This window comes from Acinetobacter genomosp. 15BJ, assembly GCF_000400715.1.
GTDB lineage: Bacteria > Pseudomonadota > Gammaproteobacteria > Pseudomonadales > Moraxellaceae > Acinetobacter.
Genome location: NZ_KE007347.1, coordinates 1,489,794 through 1,511,051 on the forward strand (window position 1 = coordinate 1,489,794; position 21,258 = coordinate 1,511,051).

The window sequence follows — 21,258 nt, forward strand, 5'->3', positions numbered from 1 at the left end:
GTCATCGATTCAGCTTATGCTGAAAATGGATGACGCAATACGATTGTTTCTGCGCGGTCAGGACCTGTTGAAACGATATCAATTGGGCAACCAATTAAAGTTTCAATACGACGTACATATGCCAATGCATTTGCAGGAAGTTGATCAATTTGAGTCAAACCAACAGTAGACTCGCTCCAACCCGGCATCGTTTCATAGATTGGTTTCAAGCTTTCGAATGAAATCGCATCAGAAGAACCAGCACAGCCAGAATCTACATCTTCATAACCCACACAGATTTTTACTTCTTCTAAACCATCTAATACATCAAGTTTAGTTAAGCAAATACCAGATAATGAGTTCACATCAACCGAACGACGTAAAATTTCAGCATCGAACCAACCACAACGGCGTTGACGGCCAGTAGACGCACCAAACTCATGACCAACTGTACCTAAGTGACGACCAATCGCATCACCTGTATCTGTTGCTGCATCGTAATGCAACTCAGTTGGGAATGGACCAGCACCTACACGTGTTGTATATGCTTTGGTAATACCCAATACATAGTCTAAATGCAATGGACCCATACCTGAACCAGAGCTTACGCCGCCAGCAGTTGTATTCGAGCTTGTTACAAATGGATAAGTACCATGATCGATGTCAAGCAATGAACCTTGCGCACCCTCGAACATGATTGCCTTACCTTCTTTGCGGTAATTATGTAAAACAGTTGTTACATCAATCACTAATGGAGCAAGAACTTCGCGCCATGCATCACAAAGTGCAAGTACATCTTCAAACTTAACTTCTTCAACGCCATAGAATTGAGTCAGTTGGAAGTTATGAAGCTCAAGCATTTCCTTGAGTTTTTCCTCAAGTAAAGCACCGCCACGAATCAAGTCTGCTACGCGTACAGCACGACGTGCAACTTTGTCTTCGTAAGCTGGGCCAATACCGCGACCAGTTGTACCAATTTTCGCATTACCACGTTTTTTCTCACGTGCTTGGTCAAGCGCGATGTGGTTTGGCAAAATAAGTGGACAGTTTGGAGAAATACGTAAACGCTCTTTAACAGGTACGCCTTCTTGTTCCAAAATCGCCATTTCTTTAATTAAGGCTTCAGGAGAAAGAACAACACCATTCCCGATTAAGCACAATACGTTTTCACGTAAAATACCTGATGGAATGAGGTGTAATACAGTCTTCTTACCACCTACCACAAGCGTATGGCCTGCGTTGTGTCCGCCTTGGTAGCGAACTACCGCAGCCGCTTGATCTGTGAGCAGGTCGACGATTTTACCTTTTCCTTCGTCGCCCCATTGGGTACCAAGTACCACAACATTTTTGCCCATAATAGCCTCATTACATCATGCTGTTAAAATTGGAAACCAAGTCTTAAAACTTGGCAATTAAATTTTTTCAATCACCCACTGCCCGTTTTGAGACACCAACTGATGGGTCGCATAAGGCACTGAGCTTAAATCATCATTACCCAACAACTGCACCACACGTGAACCTTTGCCACGCACCTCTGCAATTGTATTTAATAAATCTTGATCATTGCCTTTCGGTGCAACTACAGTTTCAATTTCTACAAACTGTGTCGCGCCTAAAGCATATAAGTCACAACTAAATCCAGTTGCTGGACGCGCACGTCCAAAATGCTCACCAATACCATCATAACGACCACCTTGAGCCAGTGGTGCGGCACGATTCGGTGCGTAAATGGCATACATCAAACCTGTATGATAGTGATAGCTGCGTAATTCAACGACATCTATCCCAATGTTCAGATTCGACCAACGTGATTGGATTTGCGCTAATGTAGATTTCAATGCAGCGAATGCATTTTTGAAATCCGCATCATTTAAAATATCTTGGCTTAAATGCGTTTCTAGTGCATTGAGGTCACTTGCATAACGACCTAAAGCATAAAAGTCTGCACCCATCGCTAAATCTTGAGTGAATTCTTCTAACTCTGGAAAAGCTTTACGCTGATATAAGTCAGAAAGTTCACTTTCGGTATTTTTATTTAAGCCAGCGCGTTTAACCAGACTACGGAATAAACCGACATGACCTAAATCTAAATGAGCACCCTCTAAAGTATGGGTATGCTCAATTAACGCCAACATGACGTTGATCATTTCAACATCTGCTTCGATGCTGTCATGACCATACAACTCTGCACCTAACTGCAAAGGCGCGCGGGTTGCATTAAAATTCTGTGGTTTGGTATGCAGGACTGAACCTGCATAGCAATAACGTGCTACACCTTCAATTGGTCGAACATGAGCATCTATACGCGCAACTTGCGGAGTCATATCCGCACGCACACCGAGTAAACGGCCAGACAGTTGATCAATAACTTTGAAAGTGACTAAATCTAAATCTTGATTAGACTCTGAGAGTAAAGATAGCGATTCGATGTATTCAATAAATGGCGTATACACCAATTGATAACCTCGAACTGCGAGGAAATCTAAAGCTTCTCTGCGCAACGTTTCAACAACTTGCGCTTGTTCTGGCAATACATCTGCTACCCCGTCAGGGAGCAACCATGTCTCTGAAATGGCCATGTTCCAAACCTAAAATCTGTTCAATGTGGAAGCATCCACACAAAAAGCAACCACATAAAAAAATCGGGTGAATGCCCGATTCAGCGTAGTGTAGCACGAAGATTTCTGTGATGCACCTTAGAATTTGAATAAATCTTTCTGGTTTAATGATCAACCGACTTAATTAAATAGGAAAAATTAACGAGTATATTCAATAGATTAAAACTACGCACTGGGAATATAACTCCATTTTCTCGCCCCTAAGAACTGCCCAATATCTGAACTATCACCCTGCTTACAATTGATCAAATATGATTTTTTATAGCATTGATTGCTTGGGAATTAAATGCAAAACAGCCCGTCCGAAATTACGAACCTTTTAAGCAGCGATTACCCGAAATAAATGAAACGCCTTAAGGTCTTGTTCTTAGCTTATATTAAAAACACACATTCCATTTTTTGATTTCTTTCACCTGAACTCAGGGCTAAAGATTCCCATTCAGCTATAAACACAAAATTATGCCTAGAATATAAACAGACTGCTCGCTCATTTTTTGGAGATACGCTTAATACAATCCTAGAATGACCTTTAGAAACTGCTAAATTCTTAATCGCAGAAATCAGTAGATCGGCTATACCTGTGCCACGAAACATAGGATTAACCCACATAGCGATCACATTAAATTCACGTGCAGCGTTTTGAGTTCCACCAATAATTCCAATTGCTCGATCCCCTTTAATTGCTAAAATATATTGAAATTTAGTCTTTTGTGAGGCACGGTCACGCCATTCTGACTCACTATATTTCTCTGTAGTAGCATAATTAGCAGCGAAAACATCTGGACTATCAAGCAGTGACTCTAAACGAACAGTTTGAAGAATTTTCCAATCGTCCTCGGTAGTGAGACGAACCACCAATTCATTCAAGTCTAGACCCATTCAATACCTCGAACTTATCGCGCATCTGGATTTTTATAAAAGATTCTCAGAAGTTAGCTTATATTTATTAATTTCCTTTCCCGCCTTTTACTACAATTTCTAGCAAATTTACCATTTCAACATTTTGTTTTTCTAGTGCAGCGATATTTGCCACAGTTCGATCTAAAACCTCTTGTTGTACATGCATCTTTTTAGCGAGATCCTGCATGATTTCCAAACTCTTTTTTAGATGCAACTCCAGATGCACCACTTTTTCTTCAAGTTGTAGCACCTGAATATCTGAGTTTGGTACTTCTACGCTTTTAAACTGAAACCAGAATAAAAAAGCCACCGCCGCCAATAAAACAGCAAGAAATCCCCAAATCAACATTAATGTCATGCGACACCCCACATTATTTTTTATATCTTATTTAAAATATTAATCACAAAAAGTTTCACACAAATCTAGCAAACGATTTGCATATCCCCATTCATTATCATACCACGCAAAAACTTTTGCTTGATGCCCCACAACCATGGTTTGAGTTAAATCCACAATCAGGGAATATGGCGAATGATTAAAGTCACTTGATACCAGATCTTCATCCGTCACTTGCATAATCTGTGCATAATCATATTGCGCCGCCTTGCTCAAAACTTCATTGATTTTATGCACGGTAATCGGTGAATGCGAAACAAAAGTGAGATCAATGGCAGCCACATTAATGGTCGGTACACGAATCGAATAACCATTAATCCGATCTTCCATTTTCGGCATGACCTGTTTCAATGCACCTAAGGCACTCGATGTGGTTGGAATAATATTTTGCCCTGAGGCACGTGCGCGACGTAAATCTCGATGCGCATGATCCAAAACCGATTGATCGGCTGTGACCGCATGGATTTCTGTCATTAATGCGGTATCAATACCAAACGCATCATCAATAATTTTGACCAGCGGCACTAAGGCCTGTGTGGTACATGAGACACTGGAAATGATTTGATCTGTGGCCTTTACGTCATTGTGATTAACACCGTAGACAATCGCCGCATCGACAGAATCAAAAGGCGCAGCACCAATAATCACACGCTTCGCACCTGCCTCTACATGACGTGTCGCATCGGCACGTGAACGGAATAGACCTGTACATTCAAGCACCACATCAATATGTAAGTCAGCCCAAGGTAATAATTCTGGCTGAGCCTGCTTAAAAACCTGTAATTTTAACTGACGTTGATTGGACTGGATATTCAAAAAAATATGTTGATTTTCAATTTGAATTTCAACCTGTCCTGCAAACCGACCATGCGTGGTGTCGTATTTGAACAAGTGCACCAAAGTCTGTACATCAGCAATATCATTAATGGCAACAATATCAAACTGAAACTGCTTAGGACTCTCAAACCACGCACGTAATACATTCCGACCAATTCGACCAAATCCATTGATAGCGATACGTTGCATGTAGCGTCCTTATTCATCAAAACATCATCTTTTCTATGCTATATGGTAAAACATCAAGCGCATTGTTGAATATAGATTTTTAGCTTAAACACAGTTTTATATGATATTGCTTGTAAAATCGTTGGTGAGGCAGGTATTTTCCGTTATAATTTAGCACTTTTAAAATCTATGCCACGCACTGGGTTCGATTGTAGAACGTTAGACACAACGTACCTTGTTGCATATAGCCAAATTCAAAATTATGGAGTGTCTTGGTTGTGAGTACTCGCTTTATGACATCAGCTGAAATCCGTGAAGCATTTTTGCGTTATTTCGAATCGCAAGGGCATACACGTGTCGCTTCGAGTTCTCTCGTTCCCGCCAACGACCCAACTTTGCTGTTTACCAATGCTGGTATGAACCAGTTTAAAGATTGTTTCTTAGGTTTAGAAAAGCGCGACTATGTCCGTGCTGTTTCATCACAAAAATGTGTGCGTGCAGGCGGTAAACACAATGACCTCGACAACGTAGGTTATACAGCACGTCACCACACTTTCTTTGAAATGTTAGGTAACTTCTCTTTCGGTGATTATTTCAAACAAAATGCACTGAAATTTGCTTGGGAATTTTTGACCAGCGAACAGTGGTTAGGCTTACCGAAAGATCGTTTATATGTCACGGTTTATCATACCGATGATGAAGCATTTGATATCTGGAACAAAGAAATCGGGATCGATGCTGAACGCATTATCCGTATTGGTGACAATAAAGGTGGCCAATACGCATCAGACAACTTCTGGGCAATGGGCGATACAGGCCCTTGTGGTCCGTGTTCTGAAATTTTTTATGACCACGGTGACCACATCTGGGGTGGTTTACCAGGTACTCCAGAAGAAGATGGTGACCGTTTCATCGAAATCTGGAACAACGTTTTCATGCAGTTCAACCGTACTACGGATGGTGTTATGCACCCTCTTCCAGCACCTTCTGTTGATACAGGCATGGGTTTGGAGCGTATCTCAGCTGTTTTACAACACGTTAATTCAAACTACGAAATTGACCTGTTCCAACACTTATTAAAGGCGGCAGCTGACATCATTGGTCTAGATACCACTGCAATTGAAGCTGAAGCGAAAGCACAAAATAAACCAGTTGAATATCCAGCATCGTTAAAAGTCATTGCAGACCATGCTCGTTCATGTTCATTCTTGATTGCTGACGGTGTAAATCCTTCAAATGAAGGTCGTGGTTATGTATTGCGTCGTATCATTCGTCGTGCCGTACGTCATGGTAACAAGTTAGGCGCTACAGGTTCATTCTTCTATAAGATGTTACAACCTCTGATTGAAGTCATGGGTGAGGCTTATCCGGAACTTGCTGCACAACAAGCACGCATCGAAGCACAGCTTCTTAAAGAAGAAGAGCAATTCGCTAAAACACTTGAGCAAGGCTTGAAGTTGTTAGAAGGCGAATTGGCACAACTTAAAGGCAATGTGATTGCTGGTGAAACCGTATTTAAACTTTACGATACTTACGGCTTCCCGACTGACTTAACTGCTGATATCGCACGTGAACGTGATCTTACCATTGACGAAGCTGGTTTCGAAGTTGAAATGGCTGCGCAACGCCAACGCGCGCGTGATGCGGGTAAGTTTGCAGTTGATTACAACAGCATTGTCAAAGTTGAAGGCGAAACTCAGTTTGATGGCTATGACGCGACTCAGGGCCAAGGTCAAATTGTTGCGATTTATAAAGATGGCGTTCAAGTTGATGAAATCAACGAAGGTGACGAAGCACTTATCGTATTGAACCAAACCCCTTTCTATGCGGAAAGCGGTGGTCAAATCGGTGATACAGGTCTATTCAAAAACGATACAGGTATCTTCGAAGTTCAAGACACCAAAAAATCTGGTGGCGCTTTTGTCCATCAAGGTATCGTGACCATGGGTAGCCTCAAAGCCACTCAAAATGTTGAAGCAACGGTTAAAGCAGATATTCGTGCTGCAACAGCACGTAATCACTCAGCTACTCACCTTTTACATGCAGCTTTACGTCAAATTCTTGGTGAGCATGTACAACAAAAAGGTTCTTTGGTTGCAAGCGACATTTTACGTTTCGACTTTGCCAATGACCAACCTGTTTCGTTTGAACAATTGCAACAGATTGAGCGTTTAGTTAATGCTGAAGTCATTGCGAATAATCCTGTAACAACTGAATTACTTGATATTGAATCAGCAAAAGCCAAAGGTGCAATGATGCTGTTCGGTGAGAAGTATGGCGAAGAAGTTCGCGTACTCTCTATGGGTTCTATTATTGAAGAGAAAAACTTCTCGATCGAACTTTGTGGTGGTATTCACGTTAAGCGTACGGGTGATATTGGTCTATTTAAAATCACTTCTGAAGGTGGTGTTGCTGCGGGCGTTCGTCGTATTGAAGCCGTGACTGGCACCAAAGCGCTTGAAGTGGTTCAAAAAGCAGAAACAGATATCCAAATCATCAACGGTTTGCTGAAAGCGCAAAAAGACCAAACTGTAGAGAAAGTTGAAGCAATTGTTGAAACTGCTTCGAGCCTACAAAAGCAAATAGAACAATTGAATCAAAAGTTAGCTAGCTTCCAAGCAGCTGATTTACTGGATCAAGTGAAAGAAATTGCGGGTCGTCAAACGCTTATCACATCGGTAAAAGGTTTAGATGCCAAATCATTACGCAATCTTCATGACAGCGTAAAATCAAAATTAGAAGATGCAGTCATTATTTTAGCTGGTGTTGAAGGTGATAAAGTGAGTTTAATCGCTTCCGTCGCTAAACAATACGCTGCAACTCTAAAAGCAGGTGACATCATCAAACACTTGGCTCAAGAGCTTGGTGGTAAAGGTGGTGGTAAACCTGACTTAGCACAAGGTGGCGCGCCACTTAACGAGAAGTTTGATCAAGTCATCGCAGCATTACCTGCTTGGCTTGAGCAATAATAAAAACTTCACTTTTGTGTAACTGACCCTGATGCCTCTCAGGGTCATGGCTTATATGGAACAACTATGGCATTAATCGTTCAAAAATATGGCGGTACCTCTATGGGTACTCCTGAGCGCATTTTAAATGTTGCTCATCGTGTCAAGCGTTGGCATGATCATGGTCACAAAGTGGTCGTGGTTGTATCAGCAATGAGTGGTGAAACTAACCGCTTACTTGCGCTTGCCAAAGCCATTACCAGCACCCCTGACCCACGCGAATTAGATCAAATGGTGTCAACGGGTGAACAAGTAACGATTTCCATGTTAGCTATGGCACTTAATTCAATTGGTGTAGAAGCTAAATCATATACAGGTCGTCAAGTTGGTATCAAAACTGACAGCGCGTTTACCAAAGCACGTATTGAATCCATTGATACTGATGTAATGACCGCTGATCTAGATGCTGGTCGTGTCATCGTCGTCGCTGGTTTCCAAGGTTATGATGCGAATGGCAATATCACAACTTTAGGTCGTGGCGGTTCAGATACTTCAGGCGTTGCACTTGCAGCAGCACTAAAAGCAGATGAATGCCAAATTTATACCGATGTAGATGGTGTTTATACCACTGACCCTCGTGTAGCGCCTAAAGCGAAGAAAGTTGACCGTATTTCTTTTGAAGAAATGCTGGAAATGGCATCTTTAGGTTCGAAAGTTTTACAAATTCGCTCTGTTGAATTCGCAGGCAAATATCAAGTGCCATTACGTGTATTATCAAGCTTTGATAATGATAACGATGGTGCATTTGATGAAGATTTCAAACAAAACGTAGGTACACTAATTACCACTGAGGCGGAAGACGATATGGAACAACCAATCATCGCAGGTATTGCATTTAACCGTGACGAAGCAAAACTCACTATTTTAGGTGTTCCTGACGAACCAGGTATCGCATCTAAAATCTTGTCGCCGATCAGCAATGCCAACATCGAAGTGGATATGATTATCCAGAATGTTGAAGAAGACGGTACAACAGATTTTACTTTTACCGTGAATCGTACTGACTTGGCAAAAGCAAAAGCAATTTTAGAACAAACTGCAAACAGCATTGACGGTTGTGAAGTTGTGACGCGTGATGACATCGTAAAAGTGTCTATCGTTGGTGTTGGTATGCGTTCTCACGCAGGTGTGGCGAGCAAAATGTTCACTGCATTAGCGGAAGAAAGCATTAATATTCTCATGATTTCTACATCAGAAATCAAAGTTTCTGTCATCATCGAAGAAAACTATTTAGAATTGGCAGTTCGTTGTTTACATACAGCTTTTGGCCTAGATCGTGAACATGGCGAAAGCAGTGCACGCGCTTAATTAATAGCTGCTTAAACATATTTACTCGCAAGTAAATAAGAAAAAAAACAGAGCCACTATAGTTTTTCTTATAGTGGCTCTGTTATATTAGCCTTGAGGTTTTTAAAAAGACTCTCACAGAACTTACGAAAAAAAATGTTTTTTACATATTTCTGTTAGAGTTTTCTGTATATTAGGCTGTGCTTTCAAACAATGAATTCCCTGTCGCAAGTTTAAGCGTTTAGCAAGGAGATAAACATGCTGATTCTGACCCGTCGTGTCGGAGAAACATTAATGATTGGGGATCAAGTCAGTGTTACTGTGCTTGGCGTAAAAGGCAATCAGGTGCGTATTGGTGTAAATGCTCCAAAAGAAGTTTCTGTGCATCGTGAGGAAATTTACCAACGTATCCAACATGAACGTGCCATGCATGAGCATCTGCAACATCTTGATCAAGATTATCAACATTCTTATGAAGAAGAGAATAATGATTTTCCTCAACATAATAACTTCAATCGTTAATATGCCGCATTCTTCTCGAATGATTAAAGCGACTATAATTAGTCGCTTTAATTGTTTTTACAGCCCTAAAGCTTTCTTAACAGGCGCGTAACTACGGCGGTGTTGATCAATTACACCATGGGCCGCAATGGCTTCAAAATGTGCTTTAGTTGGATAACCTTTGTGTTTCGCAAATCCATAATCAGGAAACTGCTGATCTAGCTCTTGCATTTGACGATCACGCGTCACTTTAGCCAAAATACTGGCTGCACTAATTTCTGCATGGCTAGCATCCCCACCCACAATCGCTTCACACGGAATCGTAATTCCTTTTGGAATCTGATTACCGTCCACGATTACTTTTGCTGGAGAGGTCGCTAATCCTTCTACTGCGCGACGCATTGCAAGAAAAGTGGCTTGTAAAATATTGAATTCATCAATTTCAGCCTGGGTTGCTTCCGCAATTGACCAAGCCAAAGCTTTTTCTTGAATCTCCAAGAATAGCTTTTCCCGTTTTTTTTCGGTTAACTTTTTAGAATCATTTAAACCCTCAATCGGATTATTTGGATCTAAAATGACTGCGGCAGCAACAACAGAACCCACTAAAGGTCCACGCCCTGCCTCATCTACACCAGCAACTCTCATAAAAAAATCTCTAAAGGCCGATGACTCAGCCTTATCTTATTAACCCACTTTCTTGAAAGTTTCAGCCACACATGCATTTACAGTTTGAGAAACCACTTGAGTTACAATCGTCGCACGTGCTGTTGGATCAATAGCTGCTGTCGCCAATTCAACTGCAGTTACGCTATTTGGTGCTTTTTCACTAACACAGCCACACACTTCAGTTTGAATATTTTCACGCTGTTCTGCTGTCATTACACGTGTCGCAGTTTTCCATGCAGGTAGTGTATTAATCTCATTAATACATTTTGCATTTACAGCAACTTTTAATGCAGCCATGCCCAACTGCTGTGAAGTTGCACCAACCGAGTTATTTCCATCTGGCGTCACACAGCCTGTTAAAGCTAAAACAACAGGGGCAACAATAAGTACCAACTTTTTCATGATTTCTATCCCGTATCTAAATTTTGGCAGGCGTATTGTGCCTAAATGACACGTTTTATGATATGACCCTGTGCTATCTTTACATAATATAACAATGATAAATGATTTATAAGCACTACAACGTTCTACTGGTAAAACGCTCCGTTACATTTCCGTTGTATGCGAAACAATAAGGGCTATCTAGAATTAAAACAAATCATCAATAACAAAGCCAGGATGTTGCAATGCCAACCTCAGCACAATATTACACCCGTACGGCACAAATTATTCATTGGCTCATGGCTGCTATTTTCATTGCTGCCTGGTTGATTGGTTTCTATAGTGGTAACTTCCTCAGCTATGAGGTTGACGGAAGCTTTAAGGGTAATGTGATTACCCTGCATAAAAATATCGCGACCACCATTATTTTCTTGGTTGTAATTCGCATCTTTTGGCGTTATACCCACCCTGCACCCCAATTACCAGACACTATGTCTCCCTTGATGAAAACCTTGGCACATGTTGGACACTTCCTGCTTTATTTAATGCTGCTCGCACTGCCAATTACAGGTTGTTTATTTAGCTGGAGCGCTGGACACCCTGCACCTGTTTTATATTTATTTGAAATTCCGCGTCTAGTACAAGACAATCCAGACTTACTTGCAATTGTTAAACCAATTCACATTTATCTCTCATGGTTTGCAGGCTTATTAGTTGCAGGACATGCTTTAGCGGCAATCAAACATCACTTGATTGATAAAGACAATGTCTTGCTCAGTATGTTGCGCCAACCTAAATAAATCCTTAGACATAAAAAAACCGCCTAAGGCGGTTTTTTTATTTAGATCTTTTTCACTTCAGCAATCCATTTCTGTTTTTCTTCCTCAGAAATAAATGAAGCTTCAAAAGAATTAATTGCCAGTTGCTTTAATTCATCATTGCTTAAATCCAAAGCTTGCTGAATCGCAACAAAGTTATCATTCATATAACCACCGAAATATGAAGGATCATCTGAGTTCACAGTCACATGCACGCCCTTCTGTAATAAACGGCGGATGTTATGCTCCCCCATATCTTTTACAACACAAAGCTTTAAGTTACTCAAAGGACAAACTGTTAAAGGCATTTTCTCAGCGATTAAACGTGTCATGAGAACGTCGTCTTCTTCTGAGCGCACACCATGGTCAATACGATTCACTTTCAGCAAATCTAGCGCTTCCCAGATATATTCTGGTGGACCTTCTTCACCTGCATGCGCCACAATCAAGAATCCTGCTTCCCGCGCTTTGGCAAAAACACGTTCAAATTTCGCTGGAGGATGCCCAACTTCACTTGAGTCTAAACCAATCGCAATAATGTCATCTTTAAATGGCAATGCCTGTTCCAGCGTTTCAAATGCTTTTTCTTCGCTTAAATGACGCAAGAAACACATGATCAACTGTGAACTAATTCCTAACTTTTCTTTTGCATCTGCACAGGCACGCTTCAAACCAGCCAACACAGTTGCAAATTCAACCCCACGTTCAGTATGCGTTTGTGGGTCGAAGAACATTTCGGTATGTACCACACGATCTTCAGCACATTTTTCAAAATATGCCCAAGCAAGATCATAAAAATCTTGTTCAAGCACCAGCACATTTGCGCCCGCATAATAAATATCTAAGAAAGATTGAAGATTATGGAAGTTATACGCTTGCTTCACTTCTTCGACCGATTGATAAGGAATCTGAATCTGATTACGCTGTGCAATTGCAAACATCAGTTCTGGTTCAAAAGTCCCTTCAATATGCACATGCAATTCGGCTTTGGGTAAAGCACGAATCAGCTCGATTTGATTCATATTAACTCCACGTCTAAAGAAAAAAGGGTGTTATCGAAATAACGCCCTTTTAGGCTCTCTTCACAATGAACTGCAAACATATACAGCTCAAGAAGAAAATGATAAAAGAATTTGCTTAGCCGCCAAATGCAACAAACTTAAATACCCACAGTGCTGCAATAATCCAGACCATATATGGTACTGATTTTGCCTTACCTGTGAATAGTTTAACCAATGCATAGCTGATAAAGCCCATCGCAATACCATCAGCAATTGAATAGGTAAATGGCATAAACACGATGGTTAAAAAGGCAGGAACAGCTTCAGTAATATCATCCCAATCGATATGTGTGATCCCTTGGATCATCAACACACCAATGAATAACAATGCGGGTGCTGTTGCAAAACCTGGAACCGATTGAGCCAATGGTGCCAAGAACAAACAACCAATGAATAGGAATGCAACAACGACTGCGGTTAAACCCGTACGTCCACCAGCTGCAACGCCTGAAGCTGATTCAATATAAGGTGTAGTTGACGATGTACCTAAAGCAGCACCCGCTACAATTGCAGTTGAGTCAGCAAATAGTGCTTTTTTCAAACGTGGTAATTTACCATCTTGAAGCAGGCCTGCACGATGTGACACACCAACTAAGGTACCTGTACTGTCAAATAAATCGACAATAAAGAAGACGAAAATCACCCCAACCATACTGGCGGTAAATAGACCTTCAAAGTCCATTTGCATAAAGGTAGGTGCTAAAGAAGGAACTTGACCGACAACACCCTTGAACTCATTCAAGCCCATTGCAGTTGCAATCGCAGTCACAACCAGAATACTGAGAATGATCGCACCACGTACTTTAAACTGATGCAAAACCACAATCATTAAGAAACCAAATAAGGCCAATAAGACCGTTGGTTGCTTGATATCGCCTAGACCAACTAACGTGGCTGGATTATCAACAATAATACCTGCATTTTTCAGTGCAATTAAGGCAAGGAATAAACCGATACCACCACCAATTGCAAATTTCAGTGACATTGGAATTGCATTGACAATCGCTTCACGAATTTTAAAGAAGCTAATTGCAAGGAAAACCAAACCTGACACAAAAACTGCAGCTAAAGCAGTTTGCCAAGGCACGCCCATGCCTAAACAAACAGAATAGGTAAAATAAGCATTTAAGCCCATTCCAGGTGCAAGTGCGATTGGATAGTTCGCAATAATCCCCATGACCAAACACCCAATTGCCGCAGCCAAACAGGTTGCAACAAACACAGCACCATGATCCATGCCAGTTTCAGAAAGAATGAGTGGGTTTACAATGATGATGTAACACATCGTCAAAAATGTAGTTACACCTGCTAGAACTTCCGTTCTAAAGTTGGTTTTGTTTTCGCTCAGCTTAAATAAGCGTTCTAACAAACCAGCCGAAGCATTAGGCGTTGTCATAACATAGCACCTGTTGAAATCTAAGATCGTAGAATGTGAAATCTATACGTTTGTGTTTGCAATCTTTTTTGAATGTACACAAAAATGTATACAAGGCTAAAAGCAATCTATATGCCAGCTTTGCACTTGTTACACAGAAGATATGTATAAATTCGATTCCGATATCAAAACGTAAAAAGCCGCATATCAACATGCAGCTTTTTATTTAATGGTAAATATTTTAACAGATTCTATTCAAAACTTGAGTATCACAATACAAAAAAAGCGCATTTGATGCTCAATATGGGATAATTGCACCAAGAACGCCCTCTGAGCAAAGCACAAAACTACTGATTACGCTGATAAGAGGATAAATGCGTATGTTGGCTGTGCTGTATCGTATTCAAGCTGTTTTCGGCATCTTGAACAATTTTCATTAGCTCTTGGCGTTTCTTGGTTTGGGCATCCACATAGGCGACATAACCCAAAATAAATACAGAAAAGACCAAAGCGATCGCAATCTTAATCTTCATTATTATTATCTCTATTATAAAGTTTTCTTTAATGCTAACAAAAAAGACCGAAAAGGAGAACAAAAACGCATATTAAAATCACAAATGATAACCACATCACAATTATACAGTTATTCCAATAAGTTTTTTGCTTAATTTTCACTCAATCAAATATTAGAATATTCCAGTTTTTTTAGCAATGACATTTTATATAATTCAATAAGATAGATGTAAATTATATCTTTATAACAGAAAAAACTGTTCATTTTCAGCAGCTAAAAATAAGAAAGCACTTTTGTCTAGACAAAAGTGCTTAAAGTCACATTAACGTGTTTAGATTAGAACTGGTAGTTTAAACGTACCAAGAAGCTACGTGGTGTACCTGGCATCGTATTTGATCTCCAATACACTTTATCTGTGAGATTACTCACTGCTAAAGTCGCTCCCCAATGTTCTCCTTTATAACCAACAGCAGCATCTAAGCGTGTCCAACCATCAAGTTTTGTATCTGGGGCATTTGTAATATTTGTATATAGGGAACCATTATAGGTCGCACCGACCTCGGTATAGATACTTTCTACAGGTAAATAGCGGATAAATAAATTACCTGTATTTTTTGCCACATTTGCTAAGTAATGACCTGTATTGGCTGACTTTTCTTTATCATCTTTTACTTTTGCATCTGTATACCCATAACCACCACGGATAAATACATTATCAAGTACGCGACCAATAAAGCTAAATTCAGCGCCTTTAGACTGATGTTCACCACCAATTACATAATCAAAAGGACGATTGTCAGGATCAGGACGATAACGAATATTTTTCTTTCGGATATCAAAAACAGAGAACTGGGTATTCAAGCGATCATTGAACCAATCACTTTTAATCCCAATTTCATATTGCTCATTATATTGAGGTTCAGCATTCACTGTTCTCAAATCGACTGTACCATTGGTAAATGGTGAAACCCCTGCACTACCACCAAATGGTGCAAAACTCTTACTATATGATGTATAAAAACTTTGGCCATCAATTGGTTGCCAAACAAATCCGACATTAGGGCTGAAAGTCTCAGAATCCATAGAAACTGATTTTCCATATGTTTTTGAACCAACTAAAGTATCTCGTGTTTTGACCCCATATTGATCATAACGGGCACCCAGCATCATTTTAAGTGTCGGTGTTAATGAGATTAAGTCTTGTACAAAAAATGCTAGGCTATCATTGTTTTGGTGCGTATAAGACGTTGCATTTGGTCGACCTAGACTACGATCAAAAGAGGTCTGGTAATCCGTTGTATTATATGGATTGATTAATTGATAATAGAGTCCAGCACTATCCCCACTTGAATAGTTACCCAACTTCGGTTCACGATCCTCATGTGACCAGTCTGCACCGACCATCACTTGGTGTTCTAATTTCCCCGTATTAAACTTACCCGTAATATCAAAGGTATTCGTTGTTGTTTTATTCATAGTTTCTTGCCAAGCATATGATTGCTTGATGTAACCTGGTTTACAGCCTTTTGTACTATCAGTACAATAACTTCCACCAAAGAAGTTATCGAAATCTTGATTAGCTTGTCGATAACTTAATGCCCAATGGAACTTCCAATCTGGCGCAAATTCATATTTTAAGTCAGTACGTACTGTTTGTAATTCATCGATAATGAAATCCGATGAGGTTGCAAAACCTGTTTCTCTCAAGATATTTTCAGGGAAACGGCTTAATACCGAAAATGATGGTCCACGATCTGGAATACGATCTAATTTATCGTAGGTGTATTCTGTAGTCCAAAGTAATTTTTCATCATCACTACGATAAGTCAAACTTGGTGAAAACATAGATTGCTTAGTACCAATACCTGAACGGAAACTATTGGTATCTGACTTTTCGCCAACTAAACGTACAGCCCAGTTATCATTCACGACTTGGTTTATATCTAAAGTACCACCAATATTCTCATAAGATCCGCCATAAACACCAACAGAACTTTTTGAATCAAAATTGGCAAACTTAGTGACCATATTCACGACGCCACCGCCTGCACCACGGCCATAAAGTACAGATGCAGGACCTTTTAAAATCTCGATGCGTTCTACATTGGCAGTACTACGACGTACTTGCCCCCCTTCACGCACACCATTACGATAGATATCACTGGTATCGGCACTGAACCCACGAATCATAATGCCATCACCACGTGTATCATATGTTGTTGTTACACCCGGTGTTCCTTGTAGCATGACACTCAGATCATTGGCGCCATAAATTTTATATTTTTGCACATCAATGGTATCGATGGTTTGTGGAATGTCTTTTTTCTTAAGACCGTTACGGGTCACACTTGCCTGATCATAATCGATATAACTTTTGATCGGATCAAGCTCGCTCATTGCTTCGATCTTAATGGTTGGCATCACGGCTGTTGGCGCCGCTGCCTCATTGGCAAAAGCATACTGTGCTTGCAACAGCATCATGGTTAACAAGCTAAATTTAAAAATAGGCTTGTGATGCATATTTAAAGGTAAAGAACGCATAAAATTTCTCAAAAAAACTCAGACAAAAATTAAAAAAATATTAAAAACAAAAAAACACTACAATTTTAATAAAAATCATTCTCATTTTCATCATTTTTTGCATTAATTTTTAACTTAATAGGCCATTTCTTATGCATTTAAAATTTATGCTTCATTTTCATCTTAAAATCCGATCCTAAAAATATTTTTTAAATCTTTGAGTTCTTAGGAATAAATTCCATTTTTCTACACAATTTTACATTAGGCTACACAGAAAATAATTTGATCATTTTTTGGGGTTTGATAATGAAAAATTCTACGCGTTATGGAAAACTAAGTGTACTCAGCTCAGCTTTACTTGGTATAAGTGCATCAATTTACGCTGCCGAACCTCAAACTGAGTCTCCCTCTTCAACATCAACAGAATCAAGTACACAGGTTTTACCTACCCTTTCATTCAAAGCTTCTGCAGAACCCCAAAAAGCCAAAGATGATGATATTAGTGCTGTACCTAAAACCATCATTAGCCGTGAAGAAATGCTGCAATATGGTGATCAATCCGTCATGGACGCTTTACGACGCGCTGCTGGTTTTCAGATCCCTGCTTTTGGCCAAGGGCCACGCGGTGGCGGTGGTGCTTCAGGCATGCGTTTCCGTGGTGGTGGCGCACCCACATTTTTAGTCAATGGCGAGCCCGTGCAAGGCGGCCCCCGTGGTGGCATGTCGGTTATTGACACCATTACCCCTGAAATGATTGAACGTATTGAAGTGGTCAAACAACCTAGTGTTGCCCAAGCTTCTGTTGCATCCTCAGCCGTAATCAATATCATTTTAAAAGAACCGCTGAACACCCGTTTAAATGGCTCAGTGAAACTCGGCTATGGCTTACGCGATAGCGGTGAACAACAATCTGAACGCAAGCAAATCAACATTCAAGCAGACGGTCGTGAAAACCAATGGTCTTATAGTGTCTCTGCCAATCAAATGTGGATGGACAACACCTCGATCACCAAAACTGAAACAGCATCGGGAACACGGGAACAACTCCGTACCACCAACCGTACCATGCAGATGTTTTCGCCTCGCTTGCAATATGATCTGGATGATCAACAAAAATTGATTGCTGAATTGTTCTATCGCAATATTAAAATGGATGGCTATTCATCTAATCAGACTCAAAATGACAAGAACGATAGTATTCGCTTAAACACGCGTTATGAACGTAAAGACAAAGACCTGAGTGATAAAATTCGTCTATCAGTCGAACGCCAAACGGAAACCCAACTCACCCGCTCGCCACAAAATACAATTTATACGGATGAAACTGTAAATGAGTACGGTCTTGCCTATGATGGGGTTCGTAAATTAGATAAAGACCGTCAAATTAAATTTGGTTTTGATACACGTAGCAACGAACTCGATAGCAATGTGAGCAAAAGCCTTGATGAACAACGCTATGCTGTTTATGGTGAGGGTAGTTGGCGTTTTACAGATCACCAAACTATCACTGTAGGTGCACGTCAAGAATGGCTTAACCGTTCAGGCTTGGTTGATTATCAAGACCAACATTTAAGTCCTGTTTTGGCTTATCGTTTTGATCTCACCGAGCAATGGTCGATTCAAACCAATTTAAGCCAAGCGTTTAAAAGCCCAAATACAGATCGACTAGTTCCGAATGTGACTGTCTCTACAGATAGTGATGCAGGTAGCTTAAATAATCCTGATCGTGGCGGCAATCCAAATCTAAAACCAGAAAAAATTCGTGCAGCTGAATCCACCCTTGCTTATGATTCTGCTAGTGGCGGTGTGAGTGTCACGGCGTATCATCGTGAAATTAAAGATTACATTGAAAAAGTCATTGCACTTGAAGGCACACGTTACGTAGAACGTCCACAGAACCAAGATCAAGCAACCACTTATGGTGTTGAATTCTCAGGCCGCTATGCACTCAAGCAAACTGAAGCTGGACATGCGTTTATGCTCAATGGGCAAATATCAACGGTTCGCGCCAAAATTGAAGATGAACAACACCGTGAACGCTTAGCCAGTGATGTTGCGCCTTATAATACCAGTGCGGGCTTATCATATAGCTATAAACCATGGCAACTATCGACCAGCGTGAACGTCAGTTACACGCCTGAATTTACCCGTGCCTTAGATGGTCAGCCCTATGATCGCACCACCAATGAACGTTTTAGTTTAGATTTGAGTGCAACCAAACGCTTTAGTCATGGCTGGGCAGCGAGTCTTAATCTCAATAACGTCTTAAGTACTAATTATAAGGAACGCCTCACCCATCAAACAGATGGCAGCTTATATCAGGCGAGAACCAATGAAAGTATTCCTTCATTACAGTTTAGCCTTGAGAAAAAATTCTAATTTTCTTCCACTTTAAAATGATTGAAGCATCAAAAGTCAGCTTATCTCGAGCTGACTTTTTTTAATTTCAAAATAAATATTAAAACTAAATGATGACACTGGCTTATGTTTAGAATGCTATGATCTGCATCCAATTCTAATTAGCCGCTTAGAACACAAGATGAGAGCCGAATTAAAAGCGAAAATCATACATATTTGCGATGAAAAAATGGCCAAAAAAGGCGAAAACGTCGGGCTTTCTTTTTATGCTTTCTTCGCCAATAAAAATGATGATCCTGAGCGCCTTATGGAGGCTGCCCATTGGTGGGTCATGGAGCATCGACTGGATCACTTTGAAAAAGCCAGCAAAATTAAAGCACTAGTTTTAGCTGAATCCGACTAATACACATCGCGTTGATAGCGCTGTTCTTGTTTAAGCAACTCCACCAAATCAAGGCCCAAAATTTCTGTTAAAGCCTGATCAACACCACTCGCCATTCCCTTAAGGCTACCACAGACATAAACTGCAGCACCTTGATTGACCCAAGCCTGTAATCGAGTTGATTGTGCTTTTAAACAATCTTGTACATAGATTTTTTCGGCTTGATCACGGGAAAATGCATAATCAACCTGATCCAGAAAGCCATGTTGCTGCCAATAGTGAATTTCAGCCTGATAAAGATGATCAAATTGCTGCTGTCTTTCACCAAAGATCAACCAATTTTGTTTATAACCCCAATGCTCTCTCTGGCGTAAATGTGCCAGCAACCCTGCAATCCCAGTACCATTGCCAATCAAAATCAAAGGTCTTGCATCATGCGGCAAATTAAAACTTGGATTATGGCGAATATAAGCTTTTAAGATTTGGTCTTGCTGCAAGCCCTGTGTCAGCCAGCCAGAGCCCAAACCCAGACCTGCTTCCGTATGTTGTTGCCTGACCACCAATTCAATTAAGCCATTTTCAGCCAAGCTAGCAATCGAATACTCACGCTTGGGTAAGCGCTCAAATTGGGTTAACCATTGCTGAAAGGACTGCTCTGCTTTGATTGGTAATTTTCTTAAATTCAGGGTGCTCAATTGAGCAATTAATTCAGTATGGATTGGCTGTTGCTGTGATTGCAAAAATGCTTCTATATCATCCAGATTGTTTTCGCATTGGATCTCTAAAATATCACCTGATGACCAAACCAAGTCCTCATCACCAATCAATTGAACTTTATAAATAGGCTCGCCGATACTGCCTTTATTTAAACACTGTCGATGCGCAAACTTTAATTGCAATATTTGTTGTGAATGGGTTAAATCACTGAACTGCATTGAAGTCAGCTGTTCTAACCCACTCAACCATTGTTCTAAATCACGGCTATTCATTTGATCTACTAAAATTGTGTCAAATAAAACCTGTGCCTGTTGTTGTAGCAACCATTGTTCCAATCGCTGCCCAAACTGACAGAAGTGAGCATAGCGTCTATCTCCTAATGCCAATATTGCAAAAGATAAATGAGATAAATCTAAGCCTTGAGTAAAAGCTTTATTGATAAAGGATTGTGCACTATCCGGTGCATCCCCTTCACCATAGGTACTAACCACCCATAAAATTCGCTGTTGCTCAGTTAAATCATGGATACTCAGATCTTGAATATTTCTGACCACAATCTGATCATCAACTAAACGTAATTGCTCTGCGGTATGTCTCGCCCAAATTTCGGCATGTCCAGACTGACTGGCATAGACCACCAAATATGAAGGATGCGATTGCGGGGATGATTTTGAATTTCTTTGCTGCCAATATAGCCACACAACCAAAAAAAGATGCAGACTCAATAGTATTGCCAATAGAGCAATAACGATCAGTACAGCCTGAGTCATG

17 protein-coding genes and 1 pseudogene are annotated in these 21,258 nt (G+C 40.4%); 6 read left to right on the forward strand and 12 right to left on the reverse strand.

The annotated features are described in order from the left end of the window. Positions 1-14: 14 nt before the first annotated feature. The 5 genes from F896_RS07220 to F896_RS07200 form a co-directional block, all read right to left on the reverse strand. On the reverse strand, positions 15-1,334 hold the full coding sequence (locus F896_RS07220) for an adenylosuccinate synthase (protein ID WP_005204729.1): 1,320 nt from the start codon (positions 1,332-1,334) through the stop codon (positions 15-17). 57 nt (positions 1,335-1,391) lie between these two features. After that, complete coding sequence (locus F896_RS07215; protein ID WP_016164181.1) at positions 1,392-2,558, reverse strand: ATP phosphoribosyltransferase regulatory subunit; 1,167 nt, start codon at positions 2,556-2,558, stop codon at positions 1,392-1,394. Positions 2,559-2,969: 411 nt separating this feature from the next. After that, complete coding sequence (locus tag F896_RS07210) at positions 2,970-3,476, reverse strand: GNAT family N-acetyltransferase (RefSeq protein ID WP_016164182.1); 507 nt, start codon at positions 3,474-3,476, stop codon at positions 2,970-2,972. A gap of 67 nt (positions 3,477-3,543) precedes the next feature. Beyond that, the gene (locus F896_RS07205; RefSeq protein ID WP_016164183.1) at positions 3,544-3,855 is read right to left on the reverse strand and encodes a hypothetical protein; all 312 of its coding nucleotides are present in this window, start codon (positions 3,853-3,855) and stop codon (positions 3,544-3,546) included. 39 nt (positions 3,856-3,894) lie between these two features. Continuing rightward, positions 3,895-4,920: a type I glyceraldehyde-3-phosphate dehydrogenase gene (locus tag F896_RS07200; RefSeq protein ID WP_016164184.1), complete on the reverse strand. Its 1,026-nt coding sequence runs from the start codon at positions 4,918-4,920 to the stop codon at positions 3,895-3,897. 257 nt (positions 4,921-5,177) lie between these two features. Here F896_RS07200 and alaS point away from each other — a divergent pair, with 257 nt between their 5' ends. The 3 genes from alaS to csrA all read left to right on the forward strand — a co-directional run bounded on the left by alaS (position 5,178) and on the right by csrA (position 9,716). Next, positions 5,178-7,868 carry an alanine--tRNA ligase gene (gene alaS / locus F896_RS07195; protein ID WP_171069665.1) on the forward strand — a complete coding sequence of 897 codons (2,691 nt, stop codon included), beginning with the start codon at positions 5,178-5,180 and terminating at the stop codon, positions 7,866-7,868. Positions 7,869-7,934: 66 nt separating this feature from the next. Then, entirely contained in the window at positions 7,935-9,215 is a 1,281-nt protein-coding gene (locus tag F896_RS07190) for an aspartate kinase (protein WP_016164186.1), read from the forward strand. A 237-nt stretch (positions 9,216-9,452) separates the two neighbouring features. Next, positions 9,453-9,716: a carbon storage regulator CsrA gene (gene csrA, locus F896_RS07185; RefSeq protein ID WP_016164187.1), complete on the forward strand. Its 264-nt coding sequence runs from the start codon at positions 9,453-9,455 to the stop codon at positions 9,714-9,716. 57 nt (positions 9,717-9,773) lie between these two features. Here the strand turns inward: csrA and rnhB are convergent. Both rnhB and F896_RS07175 read right to left on the reverse strand, forming a co-directional pair. Next, positions 9,774-10,349, reverse strand: a pseudogene (gene rnhB, locus F896_RS07180) (ribonuclease HII); the annotation flags it as partial. Positions 10,350-10,379: 30 nt separating this feature from the next. After that, the gene (locus F896_RS07175; RefSeq protein ID WP_016164189.1) at positions 10,380-10,763 is read right to left on the reverse strand and encodes a hypothetical protein; all 384 of its coding nucleotides are present in this window, start codon (positions 10,761-10,763) and stop codon (positions 10,380-10,382) included. Between the two features lie 224 nt (positions 10,764-10,987). Between F896_RS07175 and F896_RS07170 the strand changes: the two genes are divergently transcribed. Next, positions 10,988-11,542 (forward strand): cytochrome b, encoded by a 555-nt coding sequence (locus tag F896_RS07170; RefSeq protein WP_016164190.1) that lies wholly within the window; start codon positions 10,988-10,990, stop codon positions 11,540-11,542. A 41-nt stretch (positions 11,543-11,583) separates the two neighbouring features. On the opposite strand, the gene F896_RS07165 is transcribed toward F896_RS07170, so the two are convergent. From F896_RS07165 to F896_RS07150, 4 genes are all read right to left on the reverse strand, one after another. Continuing rightward, positions 11,584-12,582: an adenosine deaminase gene (locus tag F896_RS07165; protein ID WP_016164191.1), complete on the reverse strand. Its 999-nt coding sequence runs from the start codon at positions 12,580-12,582 to the stop codon at positions 11,584-11,586. A 115-nt stretch (positions 12,583-12,697) separates the two neighbouring features. Continuing rightward, positions 12,698-14,017, reverse strand: coding sequence for an NCS2 family permease (locus tag F896_RS07160; RefSeq protein ID WP_016164192.1), 1,320 nt, complete (start codon positions 14,015-14,017; stop codon positions 12,698-12,700). 326 nt (positions 14,018-14,343) lie between these two features. Beyond that, positions 14,344-14,529, reverse strand: coding sequence for a hypothetical protein (locus F896_RS07155; protein ID WP_016164193.1), 186 nt, complete (start codon positions 14,527-14,529; stop codon positions 14,344-14,346). A 317-nt stretch (positions 14,530-14,846) separates the two neighbouring features. Continuing rightward, a complete protein-coding gene (locus F896_RS07150; RefSeq protein WP_016164194.1) occupies positions 14,847-17,051 on the reverse strand; it encodes a TonB-dependent receptor in 2,205 nt (734 codons plus the stop codon). Positions 17,052-17,336: 285 nt separating this feature from the next. Here F896_RS07150 and F896_RS07145 point away from each other — a divergent pair, with 285 nt between their 5' ends. Next, positions 17,337-19,409, forward strand: coding sequence for a TonB-dependent receptor plug domain-containing protein (locus tag F896_RS07145; RefSeq protein ID WP_016164195.1), 2,073 nt, complete (start codon positions 17,337-17,339; stop codon positions 19,407-19,409). A 160-nt stretch (positions 19,410-19,569) separates the two neighbouring features. After that, on the forward strand, positions 19,570-19,791 hold the full coding sequence (locus F896_RS07140; protein ID WP_016164196.1) for a DUF6500 family protein: 222 nt from the start codon (positions 19,570-19,572) through the stop codon (positions 19,789-19,791). Here F896_RS07140 and F896_RS07135 read toward each other — a convergent pair. Next, positions 19,788-21,257 (reverse strand): sulfite reductase subunit alpha, encoded by a 1,470-nt coding sequence (locus F896_RS07135; RefSeq protein ID WP_016164197.1) that lies wholly within the window; start codon positions 21,255-21,257, stop codon positions 19,788-19,790. The genes F896_RS07140 and F896_RS07135 overlap by 4 nt on opposite strands. Position 21,258 lies beyond the last annotated feature (1 nt).